The 18310-nt window shown below is 57.7% G+C and carries 16 protein-coding genes; 8 read left to right on the forward strand and 8 right to left on the reverse strand.

Going from position 1 to position 18310, the window contains the following annotated elements; genetic code table 11:
- Positions 1-36: 36 nt before the first annotated feature.
- From RVM24_RS01050 to RVM24_RS01065, 4 genes are all read left to right on the forward strand, one after another.
- The gene (locus RVM24_RS01050; protein WP_106693479.1) at positions 37-1074 is read left to right on the forward strand and encodes an NADP(H)-dependent aldo-keto reductase; all 1038 of its coding nucleotides are present in this window, start codon (positions 37-39) and stop codon (positions 1072-1074) included.
- A gap of 225 nt (positions 1075-1299) precedes the next feature.
- Positions 1300-1635 carry a hypothetical protein gene (locus RVM24_RS01055; protein ID WP_106693480.1) on the forward strand — a complete coding sequence of 112 codons (336 nt, stop codon included), beginning with the start codon at positions 1300-1302 and terminating at the stop codon, positions 1633-1635.
- A gap of 145 nt (positions 1636-1780) precedes the next feature.
- Positions 1781-4006, forward strand: a complete 2226-nt coding sequence (locus RVM24_RS01060) for an acetyl-CoA hydrolase/transferase C-terminal domain-containing protein (RefSeq protein ID WP_431474818.1) — start codon at positions 1781-1783, stop codon at positions 4004-4006.
- Positions 3993-4469: an FKBP-type peptidyl-prolyl cis-trans isomerase gene (locus RVM24_RS01065; protein ID WP_058091769.1), complete on the forward strand. Its 477-nt coding sequence runs from the start codon at positions 3993-3995 to the stop codon at positions 4467-4469. The genes RVM24_RS01060 and RVM24_RS01065 overlap by 14 nt, the downstream gene beginning before the upstream one ends.
- Here RVM24_RS01065 and RVM24_RS01070 read toward each other — a convergent pair.
- Entirely contained in the window at positions 4429-5244 is an 816-nt protein-coding gene (locus tag RVM24_RS01070) for a lysophospholipid acyltransferase family protein (protein WP_431474819.1), read from the reverse strand. The genes RVM24_RS01065 and RVM24_RS01070 overlap by 41 nt on opposite strands.
- Positions 5245-5261: 17 nt before the next feature.
- Positions 5262-6023 carry a GNAT family N-acetyltransferase gene (locus tag RVM24_RS01075; protein ID WP_061332336.1) on the reverse strand — a complete coding sequence of 254 codons (762 nt, stop codon included), beginning with the start codon at positions 6021-6023 and terminating at the stop codon, positions 5262-5264.
- A gap of 241 nt (positions 6024-6264) precedes the next feature.
- Between RVM24_RS01075 and RVM24_RS01080 the strand changes: the two genes are divergently transcribed.
- The 3 genes from RVM24_RS01080 (at position 6265) to glpK (ending at position 10372) form a co-directional block, all read left to right on the forward strand.
- A complete protein-coding gene (locus RVM24_RS01080; protein WP_058091771.1) occupies positions 6265-6999 on the forward strand; it encodes a response regulator in 735 nt (244 codons plus the stop codon).
- Between the two features lie 58 nt (positions 7000-7057).
- The gene (locus RVM24_RS01085; protein WP_286922229.1) at positions 7058-8632 is read left to right on the forward strand and encodes an ATP-binding protein; all 1575 of its coding nucleotides are present in this window, start codon (positions 7058-7060) and stop codon (positions 8630-8632) included.
- A gap of 258 nt (positions 8633-8890) precedes the next feature.
- Positions 8891-10372, forward strand: coding sequence for a glycerol kinase GlpK (gene glpK, locus RVM24_RS01090; protein ID WP_431474820.1), 1482 nt, complete (start codon positions 8891-8893; stop codon positions 10370-10372).
- Between the two features lie 9 nt (positions 10373-10381).
- Here the strand turns inward: glpK and RVM24_RS01095 are convergent, their stop codons facing one another.
- A complete protein-coding gene (locus RVM24_RS01095; protein WP_431474821.1) occupies positions 10382-11455 on the reverse strand; it encodes an ABC transporter ATP-binding protein in 1074 nt (357 codons plus the stop codon).
- Positions 11456-11458: 3 nt separating this feature from the next.
- A complete protein-coding gene (argF, locus tag RVM24_RS01100) occupies positions 11459-12373 on the reverse strand; it encodes an ornithine carbamoyltransferase (protein WP_431474822.1) in 915 nt (304 codons plus the stop codon).
- Positions 12374-12583: 210 nt separating this feature from the next.
- On the opposite strand from argF, the gene grxD reads away from it, so the two are divergent.
- Entirely contained in the window at positions 12584-12910 is a 327-nt protein-coding gene (gene grxD, locus RVM24_RS01105) for a Grx4 family monothiol glutaredoxin (RefSeq protein WP_061332302.1), read from the forward strand.
- Positions 12911-12916: 6 nt separating this feature from the next.
- Here grxD and RVM24_RS01110 read toward each other — a convergent pair whose 3' ends face one another.
- The 4 genes from RVM24_RS01110 to RVM24_RS01125 form a co-directional block, all read right to left on the reverse strand.
- A complete protein-coding gene (locus tag RVM24_RS01110; protein WP_431474823.1) occupies positions 12917-13675 on the reverse strand; it encodes a TonB family protein in 759 nt (252 codons plus the stop codon).
- Positions 13676-13680: 5 nt separating this feature from the next.
- Positions 13681-15894, reverse strand: a complete 2214-nt coding sequence (locus tag RVM24_RS01115) for a DUF1631 domain-containing protein (protein ID WP_106693494.1) — start codon at positions 15892-15894, stop codon at positions 13681-13683.
- A gap of 161 nt (positions 15895-16055) precedes the next feature.
- The gene (locus RVM24_RS01120) at positions 16056-17357 is read right to left on the reverse strand and encodes an HlyC/CorC family transporter (protein WP_431474824.1); all 1302 of its coding nucleotides are present in this window, start codon (positions 17355-17357) and stop codon (positions 16056-16058) included.
- 75 nt (positions 17358-17432) lie between these two features.
- Positions 17433-18239 (reverse strand): cytochrome C assembly family protein, encoded by an 807-nt coding sequence (locus tag RVM24_RS01125; protein WP_431474825.1) that lies wholly within the window; start codon positions 18237-18239, stop codon positions 17433-17435.
- Positions 18240-18310: the final 71 nt, after the last annotated feature.

The following is an 18310-nucleotide window of genomic DNA, read 5'->3' on the forward strand; positions in this document are numbered from 1 at the left end:
TTCCCTTTACGTCTTCTATGTGCACGAGGAGATCTCATGCAAACGCGAAAACTTGGACAAACCGACATCGATGTCAGTCTGATCTGCCTGGGAACCATGACCTGGGGGGAGCAGAACACCGAGCAGGAAGCGTTTGAACAACTGGAATACGCCATCGGGGCGGGTATCAACTTCATCGACGTGGCCGAGATGTACCCGGTGCCGCCACGGGCGGAAACTCAGGGCCTGACCGAGACCTATCTGGGCAACTGGCTTGCCCGAAGAGGGCGCCGGGAGGATCTGGTGATTGCCACCAAGGTGGCCGGACCGGGCAATGGTTTGAGTTATCTGCGCGGCGGCCCGAGACTGACCCGGGAGCATATTCGCGAAGCCTGTGAGAGCAGTCTGGCGCGCCTGCAAACCGATTACATCGACCTTTACCAGGTGCACTGGCCAGACCGCAGTGCAAATTTCTTCGGCAAGCTGGGGTATCAGCGTAACCCGGACGAAACCTCGACCCCCATCGAGGAAACTCTGGGCGCCCTCGATGAGCTGGTCAAAGAGGGCAAGGTGCGCCACGTTGGCCTGTCCAATGAAACGCCGTGGGGGACCATGGAATATCTGCGCCTCGCTCGCGAGAAACAGTGGCCCAGGGTGGCTTCCATCCAGAACCCCTACAGCCTCCTGAATCGGTCTTTCGAGCTGGGCCTGGCGGAGTTTGCCCACCGGGAAAGCACCGGTTTGTTGGCCTATTCACCCCTTGCGTTCGGTATGCTGACAGGTAAGTATTTGGGCGGAAAATGGCCAGAAAAGGCCCGCTTGACGCTTTACGAACGCTTCAGCCGATACACCGGGGAGCGGGCTGCTGATGCAACCCGTGCCTACGTGGAGCTGGCCCACCACCATGGGCTGACCCCGGCGCAGTTGGCGCTGGCCTGGGTGAATAGCCGCGAGTTTGTGACCAGTAACATTATCGGTGCAACCACCATGGACCAGTTGAAGGAAAATGTCGGGTCTGCAGATATCCGGCTAAGCCCCGACCTGGTGGCGGCGGTGGAGGCTATTCATGATGAGTTTACCTACCCCTGTCCCTGAGGGGGGGTAGCCCACGGTGAGGTTGCCCTGTTTCCGGTTTCTCAGGGCAGGGCGGTTACAGATTGCAATATAAGTGATCATTTGTTGACAAAAAAAGTGACCAGTTTGCGTCGAGCTACTGGCGCATTTGTGTACAAAGTCACACCATTTTCAGGGACAATCATTAGACTTTGGTACTGAAGCGTTAATGTTCCGAAATCATTTTTCCGGGTGCTTTTTGTCATCATGATCATTCGTCTTTTTATCGCCCTGCTGGCCCTCAACTTCGTCGCGTTCGTAGTGCGCGCCGAAGCCGCTGAGCCTATTCTGGCCGATCGTATGATGGCTGAGCGTGATGACATGGTATCGGCCGAGGAAATCTACGAGCTTCAGGAATGGATGTCTGGAGACTATGAAGACGACCACATGGATGCCTTTGCGGCTATTGGTTCGCGTTTGTTGAGTATCGGATTGAGCCGCCGCGCGCAGCAGAAGGTCTACGCATCTGACCCCGCGCAGCCTGATCATGGCATTGGTCTGTTGAACGAGGGTGCGGCCCTTAACCTGCGCTGGCGCTTCTGAACCACCTTCAAGGCCCCTGTTTTACCCGTATCTTGCCACGTTACTCCCACCAATCAGCCAATCTCATGACCTGACGCATTGTCAGCTTCATTCTGTCGTGTGATCATCGACCCCGTTGCGATTCTCAAACAGTGGAGAGCTGGTGATGGCAGAACAGAACGGAGTCTATTACGACGACGCGAATGCGTGCGTGGACCGGGTAATCGAACGGGTAGGCAAGCGCATTACGCTGGGGTTGCCTCTCGGTCTTGGTAAGCCAGTTCGCTTTGCGAATGCCCTTTACCAGCGCGCCAAGGATGATCCGGAAATCCAGCTGCATATAGTCACTGCGTTGTCGTTGCTGGCTCCCGAGGGCGCATCGTCGCTGGAGAAGCGTTTTCTGGGGCCTTTTACCAAGCGCCTTTATGGCAACATTCCTGAGCTGGATTACGCGCGAGACGTCAATCGGAACCGGTTGCCAGACAACGTGACTGTCTCGGAATTCTTCTTCAAGGCTGGCAGTTATCTCAACAATCAGAGCCAACAGCGCCACTACGTTTGCACCAACTATACCCACGCCGTCCGGGATCTGATGGCGCAGGGGGTCAATGTGTTGGGCCAGTTGATGTCGCCTGGTGAAGATCATGGTCAGCCAGGACACCTAAGCTTCAGTTGTAATCCGGATTTGACCCTGGACATCCTGCCGCTGCTTCGGGAACGGGAAGCCGCTGGCACTCCGGTGGCCATGGTGGCAGAGCTCAATCACCACCTGCCGTGGTTCGGGCATCACGCCGAGGTTGAAGCCAGCCAGTTTGACGTGATCCTGTCTCACCGGGCCTCCGACTATCCGTTATTCTCCGCGCCCCAGATGGCGGTGAGCCCGGCGGACCACCTGATCGGGTTTTACGCTAGCAGCTTGCTGAAGGATGGCGGCACCCTGCAGGTGGGGATCGGGTCTCTTGGCGCCGCCCTGGTGCACAGCGCCATCATCAGACACAAACATAATGACGCCTGGAAAGCCGTGTTCGACCACCTGCAGGTGCAGGATCAGTTTCCGGTGGTGCAGGAGTATGGTGGTACAGAACCTTTTGAACAGGGAATTTATGGGTGCAGCGAAATGATGGTGGACGGTTTTGTCTACCTGCTTCAGGAAGGTATTCTCAAGCGCGAAGTCTACAATCATCCGGAATTGCAGAACCTGATCAACCGGGGTGAACTGACCGAGACCCCGAGCCTGGAGGCCCTGGACGTTTTGCACAACGCAGGCCTGATTGCCTCACCATTGCGGGCGCGGGATGTGAACTGGCTGGTCCGGCACGGGGTGCTGCGCGACCATGTTGAGTTCAAGGGCGGAAGGATACGACTCAATGAGGAGGTGTCGGTTGAGGCAGATCTATCCAATGCCGACACCCGCAAGGCGCTCGAGGCATTGGCGCTGGGTGACAGGCTGGCTGGTGGGATTGCCATGCACGGTGGTTTCTACGTTGGCCCGGAGAAGTTCTATCAGGCCCTGAGAGAGCTTTCAGACGACCAGCGCGACAAGATCTGCATGACCAGCGTTAATTTTATCAACCACCTGTATGACCATCGCTTTGGTGATCAGAAGCTCAAGGTGGCACAGCGGGTCCATGGACGGTTTATCAATTCGGCGATGATGTACACCCTCAACGGTTCGGCGGTGTCGGACGGGCTGGCGGATGGCCGTGTGGTGAGTGGTGTTGGCGGCCAGTACAACTTTGTGGCCATGGCCCATGAGTTGCCGGGGGCTCGCTCCATCCTGGCCCTGAGGGCCACGCGGGTCTCCGGTGGTAAGACCGTCTCGAACATTGTATTCAACTATGCCCACTGCACCATCCCAAGACACCTGAGGGACATCGTGATTACCGAATACGGGATCGCGGACCTTCGTGGGCAGTCCGATGAACAAGTGTTCCTCAGGCTGATCCGGATTGCCGACTCCCGATTCCAGGAGTCATTGCTGGCGCAGGCCAAGAAAGCGGGCAAGGTAAAAGCGGACTTCAAACTTCCAGCACACTGGCGCCAGAATACCCCTGAGAAAGTCGCCCGGGCCCTGAAGGCCGGGGGGGAAGGCGACTGGTTCCCGGCCTTCCCGTTTGGCAAGGATTTCACCGACGAGGAATTGAAGTTAGGGAAAGCCCTTAAGGGGCTGAAAGCCGCAACGGCTACTCCCCGTGGTAAACTGGCGACCATCTGGCAGGCCCTTAAGGCGGACGACGAAGAAGGGCGCTATGACGCCCTGCTTGATCGAATGGGTTTGAAAAAGCCGTCAGGATTCCGGGAAAAGCTGGACCGGAAGCTGGTAATCCATGGCCTGCAAAAACTCGAACCCGTAAAGAAACAGGAAACAAAACAAGCTGATGCAAGCCGATAAGCCGCAACTAAAGCCCGAAGTATTCACTGTCCATTACGTGCTCAAGAACCGTATAGGTGAGCTGGTGGATACCTCGGAAGGCAGTGAGCCACTGCATTTCCTGTACGGCACCCCGGAAATCATCGCGGGCATCCAGGAAGCGGTGAAAGACCGCCGGGTGGGCGATTGTCTCGAAGTCACTATCCCCCCTGAAATGGCCTACGGAGACTACCGCGAAGACCTGGTCCGCAAGGTGCCCCGCTCGCTTTTTGAAGGTGTGGAGAACCTGCAGGTTGGTATGAAGTTCCAGACCAACTCCGGCGACCAGGCCCAGGTGGTGCAGGTGGTGTCCATCGATGGCAACCTGGTGAAGGTAGATGCCAACCATCCGCTGGCTGGCTTTACCCTGTATTTTGACCTGGAGATCGTCGGTCGCAGAGAGGCTACGGAAGACGAGGTAGCCCAGGGGCGCCCGCTGTTCTGAGGCCGGTGGGCGTGGCCTCGAATTCGTCTGCGTGAATATGCTTCAAACCGGCACTGATCTGCTGATGGATTAAAGCGGTCAGGGCGTTACTCGATTCCGAGCGGGCCGGGTCTATGGCCGGGTGAATCACCACATCCACCTGGGTCGGCGGTTGCCTGAGCAGCCGGATCAGGTGGGTATGGAAACTGTCGTCACCGATGAACGGGGCGATCGGATCCGGACGATGTGCTCTGCGGTAACCGATGGTTATTGGCTGGATAGGTGTGTTGGCGTCGCGGGCGGCGGCCAGCAAAAAACCGTGGATCGGCAGCACTGCCAGTCCCGAGCTGGTGGTGCCTTCCGGAAAAACCAGGACAGACTCGCCGGTATTCAGGCATCGGCTGATCTCCGATTTTATTCGCCTGGCCTGGCCGCTTCCGCGCTGGATGAACAAGGTGCCGGCTTGCCTTGCGAGCCAGCCGATAATTGGCCAGTTGCCCACCTCAGCCTTGGACAGGAACCTCAACGGCGTTATGCACCCCAATATGGGAATGTCAGACCAGCTGATGTGGTTGGCAACGTAGAGTGCGTGGGCTTCCGTGGGCTGGCCGTGCACCCGGATACGGAACCCGAGGCACTGGCAGGCCCGACGGAAGCAGAAAGCGGCCCAGGGTGAACGGTCGACAGGTTGTCGCCGGAACAGGTCGACCAGTTTCAGGGTGATGGCCAGGGCGCAGGTGCCTGCCAGAAACACCAGGAACCCGGTAAGCCGGATTAGTAATCGTATCCACCCCATCTGCTGCTCCTTTGCCTTCAGGCAGTGCGCCCCATGAAATGCCGGCTATACCTGGCGGTCAGTTTGCTGACTTCCAGAACCACCAGCAGGTCCGCGCAGCGGAAGTCCGGGTCCCAGCAGGGTTCTCCACAGACCCTTGCGCCAAGGCGCATGTAGGCGCGAATCAGGGCTGGCACGTCATCGCTGTGTTCGTGTTCGGCGCGGGTCAGGTGTGGCAGGGCCCGGAGTGGGGTTACCCGGAATGCAGGCGCGGCAAGGTATTCATTCTGCAGGTGCCGTGCTATCCGCCAGGCTTTCATGCCGCCATCGGCCATGCTGATACTGGCGCAGCCAATCAGATAGTCCACGTTCCGGCTATCCAGGTATTCTGCCAGGGCTGCCCACAAAAGGGTGATGGTGCCGCCATTGCGGTAATCGGGATGAACGCAGGTCCTGCCCAGTTCCGCAAGGGTGCCCGGCAATTTACCCAGGTTGCTCAGATCGAACTCGCCTGATGAATAGAAGCCGCCAACCGAAGGCACGTCGCTCTGGTGCAGGATGCGAGTGGTTGCAACCACTTCACCGGTGCCGGCATCGGTAACGATCAGGTGGTCGCAAAGGGCGTCGTAGGCATCGGCATCTATACCCGGCGTGGTGGCGCCCAGATCACTGCCATACTCCTCGGAGAAAACCCTGTAACGCAGTCGCTGGGCGGTTTCGATGAGTTGTGGGCACCGTGTCAGGGTGGTTTTCAGCTGGCGCCCACGGCGCGGCTGGGAACGGGCGATTTGTGCTGTCATGGCCTTGGCCTCTTGTTTCAATCACAAGCCAAGGCTATGAAGCTCCTGTGACAGTGAGGTGAACTGCCGGTGACGTCTGTATGACAATGGCCGGGATCTGCCACAAACCGGATTTGTGTCACAGGCTGTAACCCTATGACCGTTCCATGTATATTTCTGAATAGCATGTATAATTGCTGTAACGGTACGTTGCCTGTATTGTCGGGTGGACGACCCCAAAAACCGGAATAAAAAAACAGAGATGGATGGCGTGGAACAGACAAACGAGAGTTGGCGAATCCTGATCGTAGAGGACGATGAACGGCTTGCGGACCTTACCCGCGAGTACCTCGAAAACAACGGGCTGACAGTCTCCCTGGAAACTCACGGTGGAGCCGCAGTTGAACGAATCCGTAATGAGCAGCCAGATCTTGTTGTGCTGGATCTCATGTTGCCGGGCGAAGACGGCCTGTCGATCTGCCGTCGAGTCAGGCCCTTCTATTCTGGCCCCATCATCATGCTCACTGCCAGAACCGACGATCTGGATCAGGTGCTTGGTCTGGAAATGGGGGCTGATGATTACATCGGCAAGCCGGTGCAGCCAAGGGTTCTGTTGGCCCGAATCCGGGCCATGCTCCGGCGGATGGAGACCGCCCCTGCCGGTAATCCGGAAGAAGGTGGTGAGGAGCCTGTGCGCTTGCAGTTCAACGACCTGGTGGTTGATCGCTCCATGCGGGAGGCCTGGCTCAGTGAAGAAAGCATTGACCTGACCAGCGCAGAATTTGACCTGCTTTGGCTGCTGGCCAGTAATGCCGGTCGGGTGCTCAGCCGTGAAGAGATCTTTACCGCCTTGCGTGGTATCGAGTACGACGGCCAGGACCGCTCCATTGATGTTCGGGTGTCCCGTATCAGGCCGAAAATCGGAGATGATCCCATTCACCCTCGTCGAATAAAAACGGTGCGCAGTAAAGGCTACCTGTTCGTAAAGGAAGCCTGACCGTTATTCCGCGGCCTGCCCTCCCTGGTGGGCAGGCCGTGTTACCAGGGTAGGCCCAATGTCCCTGAAATTTTTCCTGACAGTCTATGCTCGCCTGGCCGGTGTCACCGCGCTGGTGATTCTGCTGTGTGTTCTTCTGTTCAACGGTATCAACTCCGTTCGTCATCAATTCTGGCATGAACGTTTCGCGGACCCCTTGATGCGCTGGCTGGCGGCGACGCCCGCGCCCACAAGGCAGTATCACTGGATGCCGTCCCTGTTCGATCTGCGCTCTGGCCCGCCGGAACAGTTCGATCTGGACAAAGTGGCCATCGAGCGGCTGGGGTATGGGCAGGTGGTGGCGCAGCGTACCGATGTTGGGTTTCGTTATCTGGTTCGCTCTTTCGAGGGTGGCCTCGTCAGCCTGCGCCTTGAGCAACCATACCGGGAAATGGCCCAGGCAGTTGCCCTGGTGGTTCGATGGCATCTGGAAACGGTGAACCCTGAGCAGCGGGCCGATGTTGCCGCGCAACTGGCGAAGGCCCTGGGCGTGCGTGTTGAACCGGTACAGGACCTGCAGGCGCTGCCCAATCAGGACGTTATTGAAGACATCGCCAACACGGGGCTGGTGGTTTTCAATGAGCAGGGCACCCGAAACACCCAGGTGCTGCTGCGCCTTGAGGAAGGTGATCTGGTTGTTGTTCGCATGCCGTCACCGTTCAATCCCTGGGCCTGGCCAATGATTGTGCTGCTTGGCATCGTGGTGGGCTCGGTGCTGGCGGCCGCACTGTTTCTGGCCATGAGGTTTGTCGATGGCCATCTCAGGAAGGTGGAATCTGTGGCGGTGCGTATTGGCCGTGGCGAAATGGGCGCCCGGGTGGAGTCTGAGGATGGCACACTGGTGTCGCGGCTTGCCTGTTCGTTTAACAGTATGGCGGAGCACATACAGCGGCTGGTTCAGGTTCAGCGGGAAATGATCCACGCCGTTTCCCACGAATTGCGCACCCCGGTAGCCCGAATTCGCTTTGGTGTCCAGATGATCGAATCCGGAAGCAGCCCGGAAGTTCTCGAGAAGCAACTGGACGGTATCGATGGTGATATCCAGGAGCTCGATGAGCTGATTGATGAAATACTGACCTACGCCCGCCTGGAGCAGGGTGGGCCGGTGTTCAGCTTGCGTGAGGACTCGGTAACCGACCTTGTTCGGCAAGTGGTTTCTGAACAACAGATGATCCGCCCGGAGATCCGGATTGAGTGTCGTATAGATGAGGAATCCGAGCGTTGGGCCCTGTCGGATGTGGAGCCCAGGTACATCCACCGGGCTATCCAGAATCTGGTGGGTAATGCAGGCCGGTATGCTGCTGGCCGGGTGCTGGTGAACTGCCATCTTGACGAGGACAACTGCCGGGTTGACGTGGAAGACGACGGCCCGGGGATCCCCGAGCAGGACTGGGAGAAGGTGTTCACCGCCTTTGCCCGGCTGGATGACAGCCGCACCCGAACCTCGGGTGGCTATGGCCTGGGGTTGTCTATCGTACGGCGCATTCTTTACTGGCATGGCGGCCAGGCATTTGTCGGGCGCAGTGACGAGCTTGGAGGCGCACGGTTTAGCCTGGTCTGGCCAAGACGTAAGCCGGATGACGCCATTTTGTGAGCCAGTGCTCACGACCTCACCTGATGTAACAAAGCTCTACAGAATAACTACTGAATACGGCGGCTCCCGGAGTAAGAATAGACAGCGTAAGGGATGACTTTTGAGGTTGTAGTTCTTACGAACTTTCCTTGTTTCATTCGTCATTTGAGGGCCGGATTTATCCGGCCCTTTTTTTATGCAAAATTTCCCGCCAATGGTGGTTATTCACACTCGGAATGTTCTCGGGCTGGTAGACTCTCCTGAAAAAAGGAGATCTGAATGTCCCGCTATTTGCTTGCCATTGATCAGGGTACCACCAGCTCCCGGGCCATCGTTTTCGATGCCAGGGGTACGCAGGTGGCGGTCGCCCAACAGGAGTTTCACCAGTATTTTCCCCGAGACGGCTGGGTTGAACATGACGCCGTGGAGATATGGGACAGCACCCTGGCGGTGTGTCGCGAGGCTTTGGAAAAAGCCGGTGTCCAGGCGTCTGACCTGGCCGGCATCGGGATTACCAATCAACGGGAAACGACGGTTGTATGGGACCGTGAGACCGGCGAGCCGATCCACCATGCCATTGTCTGGCAGGATCGCCGTACCGCTTCGTTGTGCACCAAGCTCAAGTCGGATGGCCATGAGGCCCTGGTGGTTGAACGCACAGGCCTGCTGATTGATCCCTATTTTTCTGCCACCAAGGTTGCCTGGCTGCTGGACAATGTGGAGGGTGCCCGCAAGCGAGCTGAAGCCGGTGAGCTGGCGTTTGGTACCGTCGATACCTGGTTGTTGTGGAACCTGACCAATGGTCAGTCCCATTACACCGATGCCACCAACGCATCACGAACGGCCCTGTTCAATATCCATAATCAGGACTGGGACGATGACCTGCTGGCGCTTTTTCGGGTGCCCAAAGCGTTGTTGCCAGAAGTGCTCGACTGTGCCGATGAATATGGCGATACCCACGCGGATTGGCTTGGGGCACCGGTCAAGGTGGCGGGCATTGCCGGTGATCAGCATGCCGCGCTGATCGGCCAGGCTTGTTTTGAGCCTGGTATGGCCAAGAGCACCTACGGAACGGGCTGTTTTTTAATGCTTAATACCGGTGACCAAGCCCTGCGTTCGGAAAACCGGTTACTGACCACCATGGCTTACCGGCTAAACGGGAAACCATGCTATGCCATCGAAGGCAGTATTTTTGTTGCTGGCGCCGCCATGCAATGGCTCAGGGACGGTTTGCGCCTGATTACCCATGCCAGCGAGTCGGCAGGCCATGCCGAAACGGTGGGTGTGGATAACCCGGTTTATCTGGTGCCGGCGTTCACCGGGTTGGGGGCTCCCCACTGGGACCCGAATGCCAGGGGCGCTATCTTGGGACTTACTCGTGATACCGGTATTGCTGAGATTGTCACCGCTGGACTGCAGTCGGTGTGTTACCAGACCAAGGACCTGGTGAGGGCCATTCGCAACGATGGCGCGCGCCTGGAGTCGATCCGGGTAGATGGCGGCATGGCGGTAAACGACTGGGTAATGCAGTTTCTCTGTGACATTCTGAACGTGACCGTTGATCGGTCAAAGGTAACAGAAACCACCGCCCTGGGCGCGGCGTATCTGGCAGGACTACAGACCGGGGTGTTCGAAAGCCTGGAGCGGATTTCCGATATGTGGGAGTGCGAGCGGCAATTCCGGCCGGATATGAAGCCGGCGCTTCGGGAATCGCTGTATGCAGGCTGGCTGGATGCAGTCGAGCGGGTCTGCAACAACTGACCCGCACTCTCAACTGGTGCGTTCGAAGGCAATCAGGTGATCGGCTTCGACACGCACCGGCACGTGTTCGCCCATGTGGAAGTCCAGGTGGCTTCGGAACAGGGCCTCGAATTCGGTATCTTCTGAGCACCGGAACCGATACAGGGTTGAAGTGCCTGCGAAGGTTTTCTCCACCACTATGGGTTTCAGGTCGGAGTGCTCATCGTAGACGATGTCGTCCGGGCGAATCAGAACGTCCAGTAACGTGCCCGGCTTCCATTTATAGGCCCGGTTGCCGTGGATAACGCCCAGTTCGGATTCAATGGTGTCCGGCCCCAGGGCGGTACCGGGAATGAAGCCGCCCTGGCCAACAAAGCTGGCTACGAAGCGGTTGGCGGGTTCGTGATACAGGTTGTAGGGTACGTCCCATTGCTGCAGGGTGCCGTCTTTGAGCACCGCCACCTGATCGCACATGGCAAACGCTTCCTGTTGGTCATGGGTGACGAGGATAGCGCTGATGCCGAGTGTTTTCAGGATATCCCGCACATCCAGGCTCAGCCGGCGACGAAGGTCGGTATCCAGGTTCGAGAACGGCTCATCGAGCAGAATAAGCGTTGGCTCTGGCGCCAATGCCCTGGCCAGGGCAACCCGCTGTTGCTGGCCGCCGGATAGCTCATGGGGGTAGTTGTTTGCCAGGTCCTGCAGATGAACCAGGTGGAGCAGTTCCATAACTTTCTGGCGGCGTTCGGCCTTGTTCATGTTCCTCAGGCCAAACCCGACGTTATCGGCAATGGTCAGGTGGGGGAACAAGGCGTAATCCTGAAACACCATGCCGATACGGCGTTTCTCGGGAGCCAGGGTGCGCCCGGGAAGGCTGATCGCCTGGGACTGGAGCTGGATTTCGCCGCTGTTCAGCGGCAGAAACCCGGCCAGGGCTCTGAGAATGGTGCTTTTACCACAGCCGCTAGGGCCGAGCAGGCAGCCGATGTCGCCATGGCTCAGGGCGAAACTGACGTCTTTAACGACAGAGTCGCCGCCATAGCCGCAGGACAGGTTGTTGACTTCCAGCAGCCAGTCGGCCGGTGGCAGCAAAGATTCAGGCATGGATCAGTCCAGGCGATTGAGAATGAGGAACTCGAGTAGGGCCTTCTGGGCGTGCAGGCGGTTTTCCGCTTCATGCCACACCACTGAACCCGGGTGTTCCATCATGTCGGCGGAAATCTCCTCGCCACGGTGGGCAGGCAGGCAGTGCATGAACAGGGCATCCTTGGCGGCCACAGACATCAACGCCGGGTTGATCTGGTAATCCTGGAAGGCTTTCTCCCGGGCCTTCTGTTCGTCTTCCTGACCCATGGAGGCCCAGACATCGGTGACCAGCAGGTTGGCGCCCTTTGCAGCCTCTTCTGGTGTCCTGACCACAGTTACGCGATCACTGTGGGCTTTCAGCAGGTTGCTGTCTGGTTCATACCCTTCCGGGCAAGCCACGTTCAGATGAAAATCGAACTGGGCCGCCGCGTTGATGTAGGAGTGGCACATATTGTTGCCATCACCAATCCAGGCAACGGTAGCTCCGCGGATGCTGCCTCGATGTTCACGATAGGTTTGCATATCCGCCAGCAGTTGGCACGGGTGGAATTCGTCGGTCAAGGCGTTGATCACCGGCTTGCTGGAAGCCGAGGCAAAGCGCTCAACGGTTTCGTGGGCAAAGGTCCGGATCATCACCGCATCCACCATGCTGGATATCACGATGGCAGAGTCCTCGATGGGCTCGCCCCGGCCAAGCTGGGTGTCCCGGGGTGACAGGAACATGGCGGTGCCACCGAGCTGGGTCATGCCCGCTTCAAAGGAAACCCGTGTGCGGGTGGACGACTTTTCAAAGATCATCGCCAATACCCGGTTTTTCAGGGAATCCCGGGTTTTACCCGCATGCCACTCTTTACGAAGCCTGGACGCATGATCAAGGAGCTGTTCCAGCTCACTGGTTGTCATGTCGTTCAGGGTCAGAAAATGTCTTGCCGCCATGAAAGGCCCCTGTTTCAAGGAAACTGCTGTACGGTTTGCATCTGAAAAGGGCATCAAGTCTAGCCCTTCACAATCCGTAAAACAACGCCGGGGGTGGGGTGGTTGCTCTGGGTCAAACACATCGGTTTGGTGGCTAATCGACCAGCCGTGTACAATAGCGGCTAAATGCCGTGTAACGGTAAACCTGACTTCAACCAGAGGTATGAGTTCATGGATATCAATGAAACCATCAAGAGCCAGCTCGAAGAGAATCCGGTCATTCTTTACATGAAGGGCACTCCGCAGGCACCGCAGTGCGGTTTCTCCGCCCGTACCGTTCAGGCTCTGATGGCGTGCGGTGAGCGGTTTGCGTTCGTGAACATTCTGGATAACCAGGAGCTGCGCGAGGCCCTCAAAGTCTACTCAAGCTGGCCGACCTATCCGCAGCTTTACATCGGTGGTGAGCTGGTGGGCGGTTGCGACATCGTTCTGGAAATGTCCGAGAGCGGTGAGCTGGCCAAGGCGGTTAAAGACGCGGTCAAGCAAGCCGAAGCCTGAGTTTTTTTAGCGGCGCTTCGGGGTGAACACCAGCTTTACCTCGAAGCGGTCCCGCTCTTCTCCTTTTGGCTCCGGATAGGGGCTGGCAGCGAGCGCTGCACGATACGCTGCATCATCAATCCCCTGAATGCCTGTCGACGCCACAACCCGTGCCCGGGTGAGGGCGCCATTGTCGAGAAGCCTGAGTTCCAGTTCCATGGTGAGTGTCTCCTGCAGGCCCGCAATCGCAGGCACCCGCTGCCGCTCCAATTGTTCTGCCAGATGGGTGGCCAGCAGAATCAGGTATGGGTCCTGCTCTGACGGCGACAGGGCTATCCGCTGAATTTCTTCCGGCTCATCTGTGGTGGTTGAGGTTGACGGTGTGGAGGCCGCCGATTCAGGGCTGGCAGGTTGCTGTTGTGAGCGGGGTCGGCTGGATCCGGTTCTGGCTGCTGGCTCTGGGCTGGGCTGTGCGGTTTGGGTCGAGCCAGGCTCGGCAACGGGTCGGTTTGCTGAGTCGGTCGTTATTTGCTCAGGGGCCTCAACGGTAAAATCCGGATGCCTCGGGAGTTGTGGTTCAGCGGCGTTGGGGCTGGATGCGGTGCTGGTTTCGGAGGCCGGGGACTGGAGGGTAAACACCAGGCGATGACTGAACTCCCGGGCTTCCCTCAGGGGTGAAGGAAGCCCGGCCAGTAGCAAGGTGTGCACTGTCAGGGCCAGGGATATGGCCAGAACCAGCCGATAGGACGCCGGGATCGACGGAGGTCGAAGGCCTGGCTCTGACATCGCAATCAGGCGGTTTTGGTGCGCAGGTTGCCCACGACGGCATTCAAGGCACGGTCAATCAGGGCGCCCTGTTCCAGGAGCGTCAGGCGGCCCCGGCGCATTTCGTGGGCCAGTTCCACCCTGGTTTTCTCGATCACCTTCAGGCCCATGCGATTGACGAACACGAAACAATCGGCCTCTTCGATAACCGCAGACAGTTTACATCGGAAGCTGGTACCGTTGACCAGCTTGAACTCGACCCAGTTGCCGATCTCGATGTCATCCAGCTTCGCTACATACTCCGCAATGGCAGCATCTTCCAGTTCCTGCTGGCGCTCAACGGCGGTCTGATGCACGGTGGGCGCTTCTTCTTCGATCTCTTCAGGGCTGTCCTGGCGTGCCTCGATGGCCGCATTGGTGCGGAAGGCTTCCGCCAGTTCGTGCTTAAGCTGCCCCATCATCTGGTCCAGACGAGAAGCGTTGTAAGACACTTCCTCCAGCCCGGCCCGGAGTGTCTTGAGTAAGGCAGGAACAACCCTGACCCATTGATCTCGTTCTTCGTCTTCCTCGTGGGGATGCAGGCACCAGATCAGGTCGTCTACCACCCGGGCCGTCTCGTGCCAGCGGTGCTCGGTGTCGTCACGCAGGTAGGCGAGAAACATGACCCGGCTCCAGCCATTAATCAGAATATCGTGAACCGGCTCGGGCAGGCGGTATCGGGAGACTTTTTCTTTGATCAGCCGGTCGACCGCTTCCTGGGCCTTCTGGGACTTGATGCGGCCCCGTTCAGACTCCCGGGTACGTTGTTCCACCAGAGACGCCTTGCGGTTTTCGCGCTCCAGGAACTGTTCGAACTCCTGGTTCAGGGTTTCAAACAGGGCGACATCGCCGTCAAACTCGTTGAGAATTCGCTGCACGACGTTATGAATCTGGCCATAGAGCTTGTCTCTGGCTTTTTCATCACTGGAACTCCAGCCAATACCGGCGCGGGCAAGGGAGTTGAGCAGTTTGCGGGCCGGGTGGGTAGCCTTGCTGAAAAAGCTCTTGTCCTTGATGACCACTTTCAATATCGGAATTTGCAGCCGGCTGATCAGTACCTGTACCGGAGCAGACAGGTTGTAGTCATCCAGTATGAACTCGAACAGCATGGAGACCAGGTTGATCAGGTCTTCGTCTACTTCATTCAGTGCTGGCTTGCGTCCATCCTGGCCTTCGGCTCTTGCCAGCAATTGCTGCACGATCTGCCGGAGATCCAGTTCCACCGGTTTGCCGGTGCTTAGATCTTCGCTGTCCTGAAGGTTGTCGTAGCTAGGCAGGGAATTGAGCATATCTGCCAGTTCAGGTCCTCCGACTACCCGCAGGGCCGGGTCCGCGCTACGTGGAGGCAGGCCTGAATTGGCCCTCTGCAGCGCCAGCATCTGGCGAATCTGATCAAACAGGGCGGTGTCTTCAGGTCTCTGCTCGTAAGCGGCGGCTTCACCGCCTACGGTCTTGGGCGCTTCGCCCTGGGCTGGCTTGCCTGAGGCTTTTTGCTGTTGGCCAGCCTTGCCGTGGAATCGGAAGTTGGGGATGACGCCGGCCTGAATCAGTATTCGGTTGGCTTCATCCAGCAGCATGCCCAGGTTGGACACCACGTAGCGATCAAACTGCTTGAGAACGATCAGCCGCTCCCGAATCTGGATCTCCAGCGCCTGGATGGCCTCGGTGAACGCGCTGCACAGGTGTTCCGGTGCCATTGGGTTAACCGGCACCTCTTCAGTGGCGTCCGGGTACACTTCGGTGAATCTTGCCTGCAGCTGAATCAGGGGCCCCTGGAAGTGCGCCTTGGCCTTGGTGATCATGGCATTCAGGGCAACCTGTTCTTCCAGGTCATCATTGCCGACCAGCGACAGGGTGTCTGCACTTGCCTGCTGGGTGGCGTCCGGCGTTTGCAGTTGTCCGGCGTGGGGTGGGTTGGCAAAGAACTGGGCAACGGCGTTCTGGAAATGCCGCTCAACCCCTTTGCGCTTTATGCGGATTTCCCGCATCGCTTCAAAATACCGGTTTTGCTCGTTATTGCTACGGGCATTATTCGCCAGTTCGAAGAGTGAATCATCGACAGCGTCAAAAGCCCCTTGCAGCAAATCTCCCAATCCCGCGACAACCGTGTCACGGATACGGGTTACCTCCGCAGGAACCGGCCGGGAGCTGGCTGCTTCCCGGTGTTCGCGGAGGTAATGTATGCCGGACTGCTTGTTCATGGCCGACTCCTGTTTACGCCTCAACCGGATACATGACCGAGCTTGCTCTTCTTCTATTCTGAATTATTGGTTAAATTTAGCGCATTTTTGGTTGGATTAACATGAATAAACGCTAACCTGGGACGTCATTCAAAAAGCCGGCCTCATCGGCCGTGTCCGGTTCACCGAGCCGGGCGGGGTTCCAGGGCCGGCCGAGACCGTTTGCCGAGGCGTTTGGGGTGCACAATCGCCGCTTTCACCACGTTGTCCTTGATCTGTAGCACCTCCACCCGATGGCCACCCACTTTGAGGCAGACGTTGGTTTCCGGAATGTTTTCCAGGGTTTCGGTGATCAGGCCGTTCAGGGTTTTCGGACCGTCGGTGGGCAGTTTCCAACCCAGGGTCTTGTTGATGGATCTGACCGCTGTACCGCCGTCGATGATGTAGGTGCCGTTATCCTGTGGAATGATGTCTTGTGAGGTGGCGGAGTAATCGGTGGTGAACTCGCCCACAATCTCTTCAAGGATGTCTTCCAGTGTGGCCAGGCCCAGAACCTCTCCGTATTCATCCACCACGATGCCAAAGCGGCGGCGGCCTTTCTGAAAATTGAGGAGTTGAGTGTTCAGGGGGGTGCTTTCCGGGATGAAATAGGGCTCCTGGCTTAACTGCATCACCATAGCTTTGTTTATCTCCGGCTCCTGCAGCAGTTTGGCGGCACTGCGCAGGTGTAGTATTCCCTGAATGTTGTTGATGTCTCCCTTATACACAGGCAGGCGAGTGTGCTGGCTGCTTCGGAGTTGGCGAATGATGGTGTCCGTGTCGTCGTCCAGGTCGATGCCCGCCACTTCGTTGCGGGGCACCATAATGTCGTTTACGGTCACTTTTTCCAGGTCCAGTATGCCTACCAGCATGTCTTTATGCTTGGCGGGTATCAGTGCGCCGGCCTCATTAACAACTGTTCTGAGTTCTTCCCGGCTCAGGTGGTCCTCTGTGGCCTGGGCTGAAGATACGCCGAGCAGACGCAAAATGCCGGTGGTGAACAGGTTGACGGCCCACACCAGCGGGTAGAGGATCTTCAACAGCGGCCTGAGTACGTAGCTGGCGGGAAAAGCAATTTTCTCCGGGAACAGGGCCGCCAGTGTTTTCGGGGTAACTTCGGCAAAGATCAGGATAACGATGGTGAGCAGTACGGTGGCGATAGCGATGCCGGCATCGCCCCAGATCCGGATGGCGATCACCGTGGCGATGGCCGAGGCAAAGATATTGACGAAGTTGTTGCCGATCAGGATAACGCCAATCAACTGGTCGGTCCGGTTCAGGAGTTTCTGGGCGCGGCGTGCGCCTTTATGGCCGGTTTTCGCCATGTGTTTCAGGCGGTACCGGTTGAGGGACATCATTCCCGTCTCTGAGCTTGAGAAGAAGCCCGACAGGATAATCAGGCCGACAAGAAGAATGAACAGCGCCGTCAGCGATGTTTCGTTCAAAAGAAAAGCCCTTATATTGACGACAAGAGTGGAAAATAGGGTGTGTTGGTTTGTGGTGTCAAGCGATTCGGGCGATCAGCCGCCTCTCTGGAACAGCAGTTCCAGCACGAATTTGCTGCCGTAGAATGCCAGCATGAGCAAGGCGCACCCGGCCAGCGTCCAGCGGCTGGCGGTCATTCCCCGCCATCCTTTGGTGTAGCGGCCTACCAGCAGGCCAATAAACACCATCAGCGAGAGCATGGAGAACAGCGTTTTGTGGGCCAGGTCCTGGGCGAACAGGTCTTCGATAAAGACTGCGCCAGTCACAATGGCCAGCACCAGCAGAACAACGCCCGCCCAGACCATTTCAAACAGCAGGGACTCCATGGTTTGCAGTGGCGGGAGGTTGCGGACCAGCAAGCTGTTGTAGTTGTGTTTGAGCTGCCGGTTCTGGAAGTACAGCAGTACCGCCTGAATGGCCGCCAGGGTGAACAGGCTGTAGGCTGTCACTGACAGCGCAATGTGCGACAGCATGCCATAGCTCTGGTCTGGCACAAGGCGGGAGGGGGTGTGGGTGATCAGCGTCATCACAATCGTCAGTGCCGCGATTGGGTAGGCTCCGAGGAACAGGCTTGCGACCGGCTTGGTCAGGTTCAGCCCCAACAACAGAAACACGATCAGCCAGGATATGAGCACGGAACTTTTGAAGAAGCTCAAATCGAAGCCGCCATCCATGTGCACGGTCTGGGCAATCAGCAGGCCATGGGCAATCAGTGCCAGGACGCCAATCAGGGTGGTGATGGCCAGATTACTCTGTACCCGCCCCCTGAAATGCAGAGCCTGCAGGGCGGTTCCAACGCTGTAAAGAAAGAGTGCGGTAACCGCGAGAATCAGCGTTCCCATGACATCCTTAGTGTGTTGCCTTGTAATGAAAGCGGGCACGGAGTTGTTCAGAGGCTCCGTAGTCTGGGTAT

This window comes from Marinobacter sp. KM021 (genome assembly GCF_050707965.1).
GTDB classification, from domain to species: domain Bacteria; phylum Pseudomonadota; class Gammaproteobacteria; order Pseudomonadales; family Oleiphilaceae; genus Marinobacter; species Marinobacter shengliensis.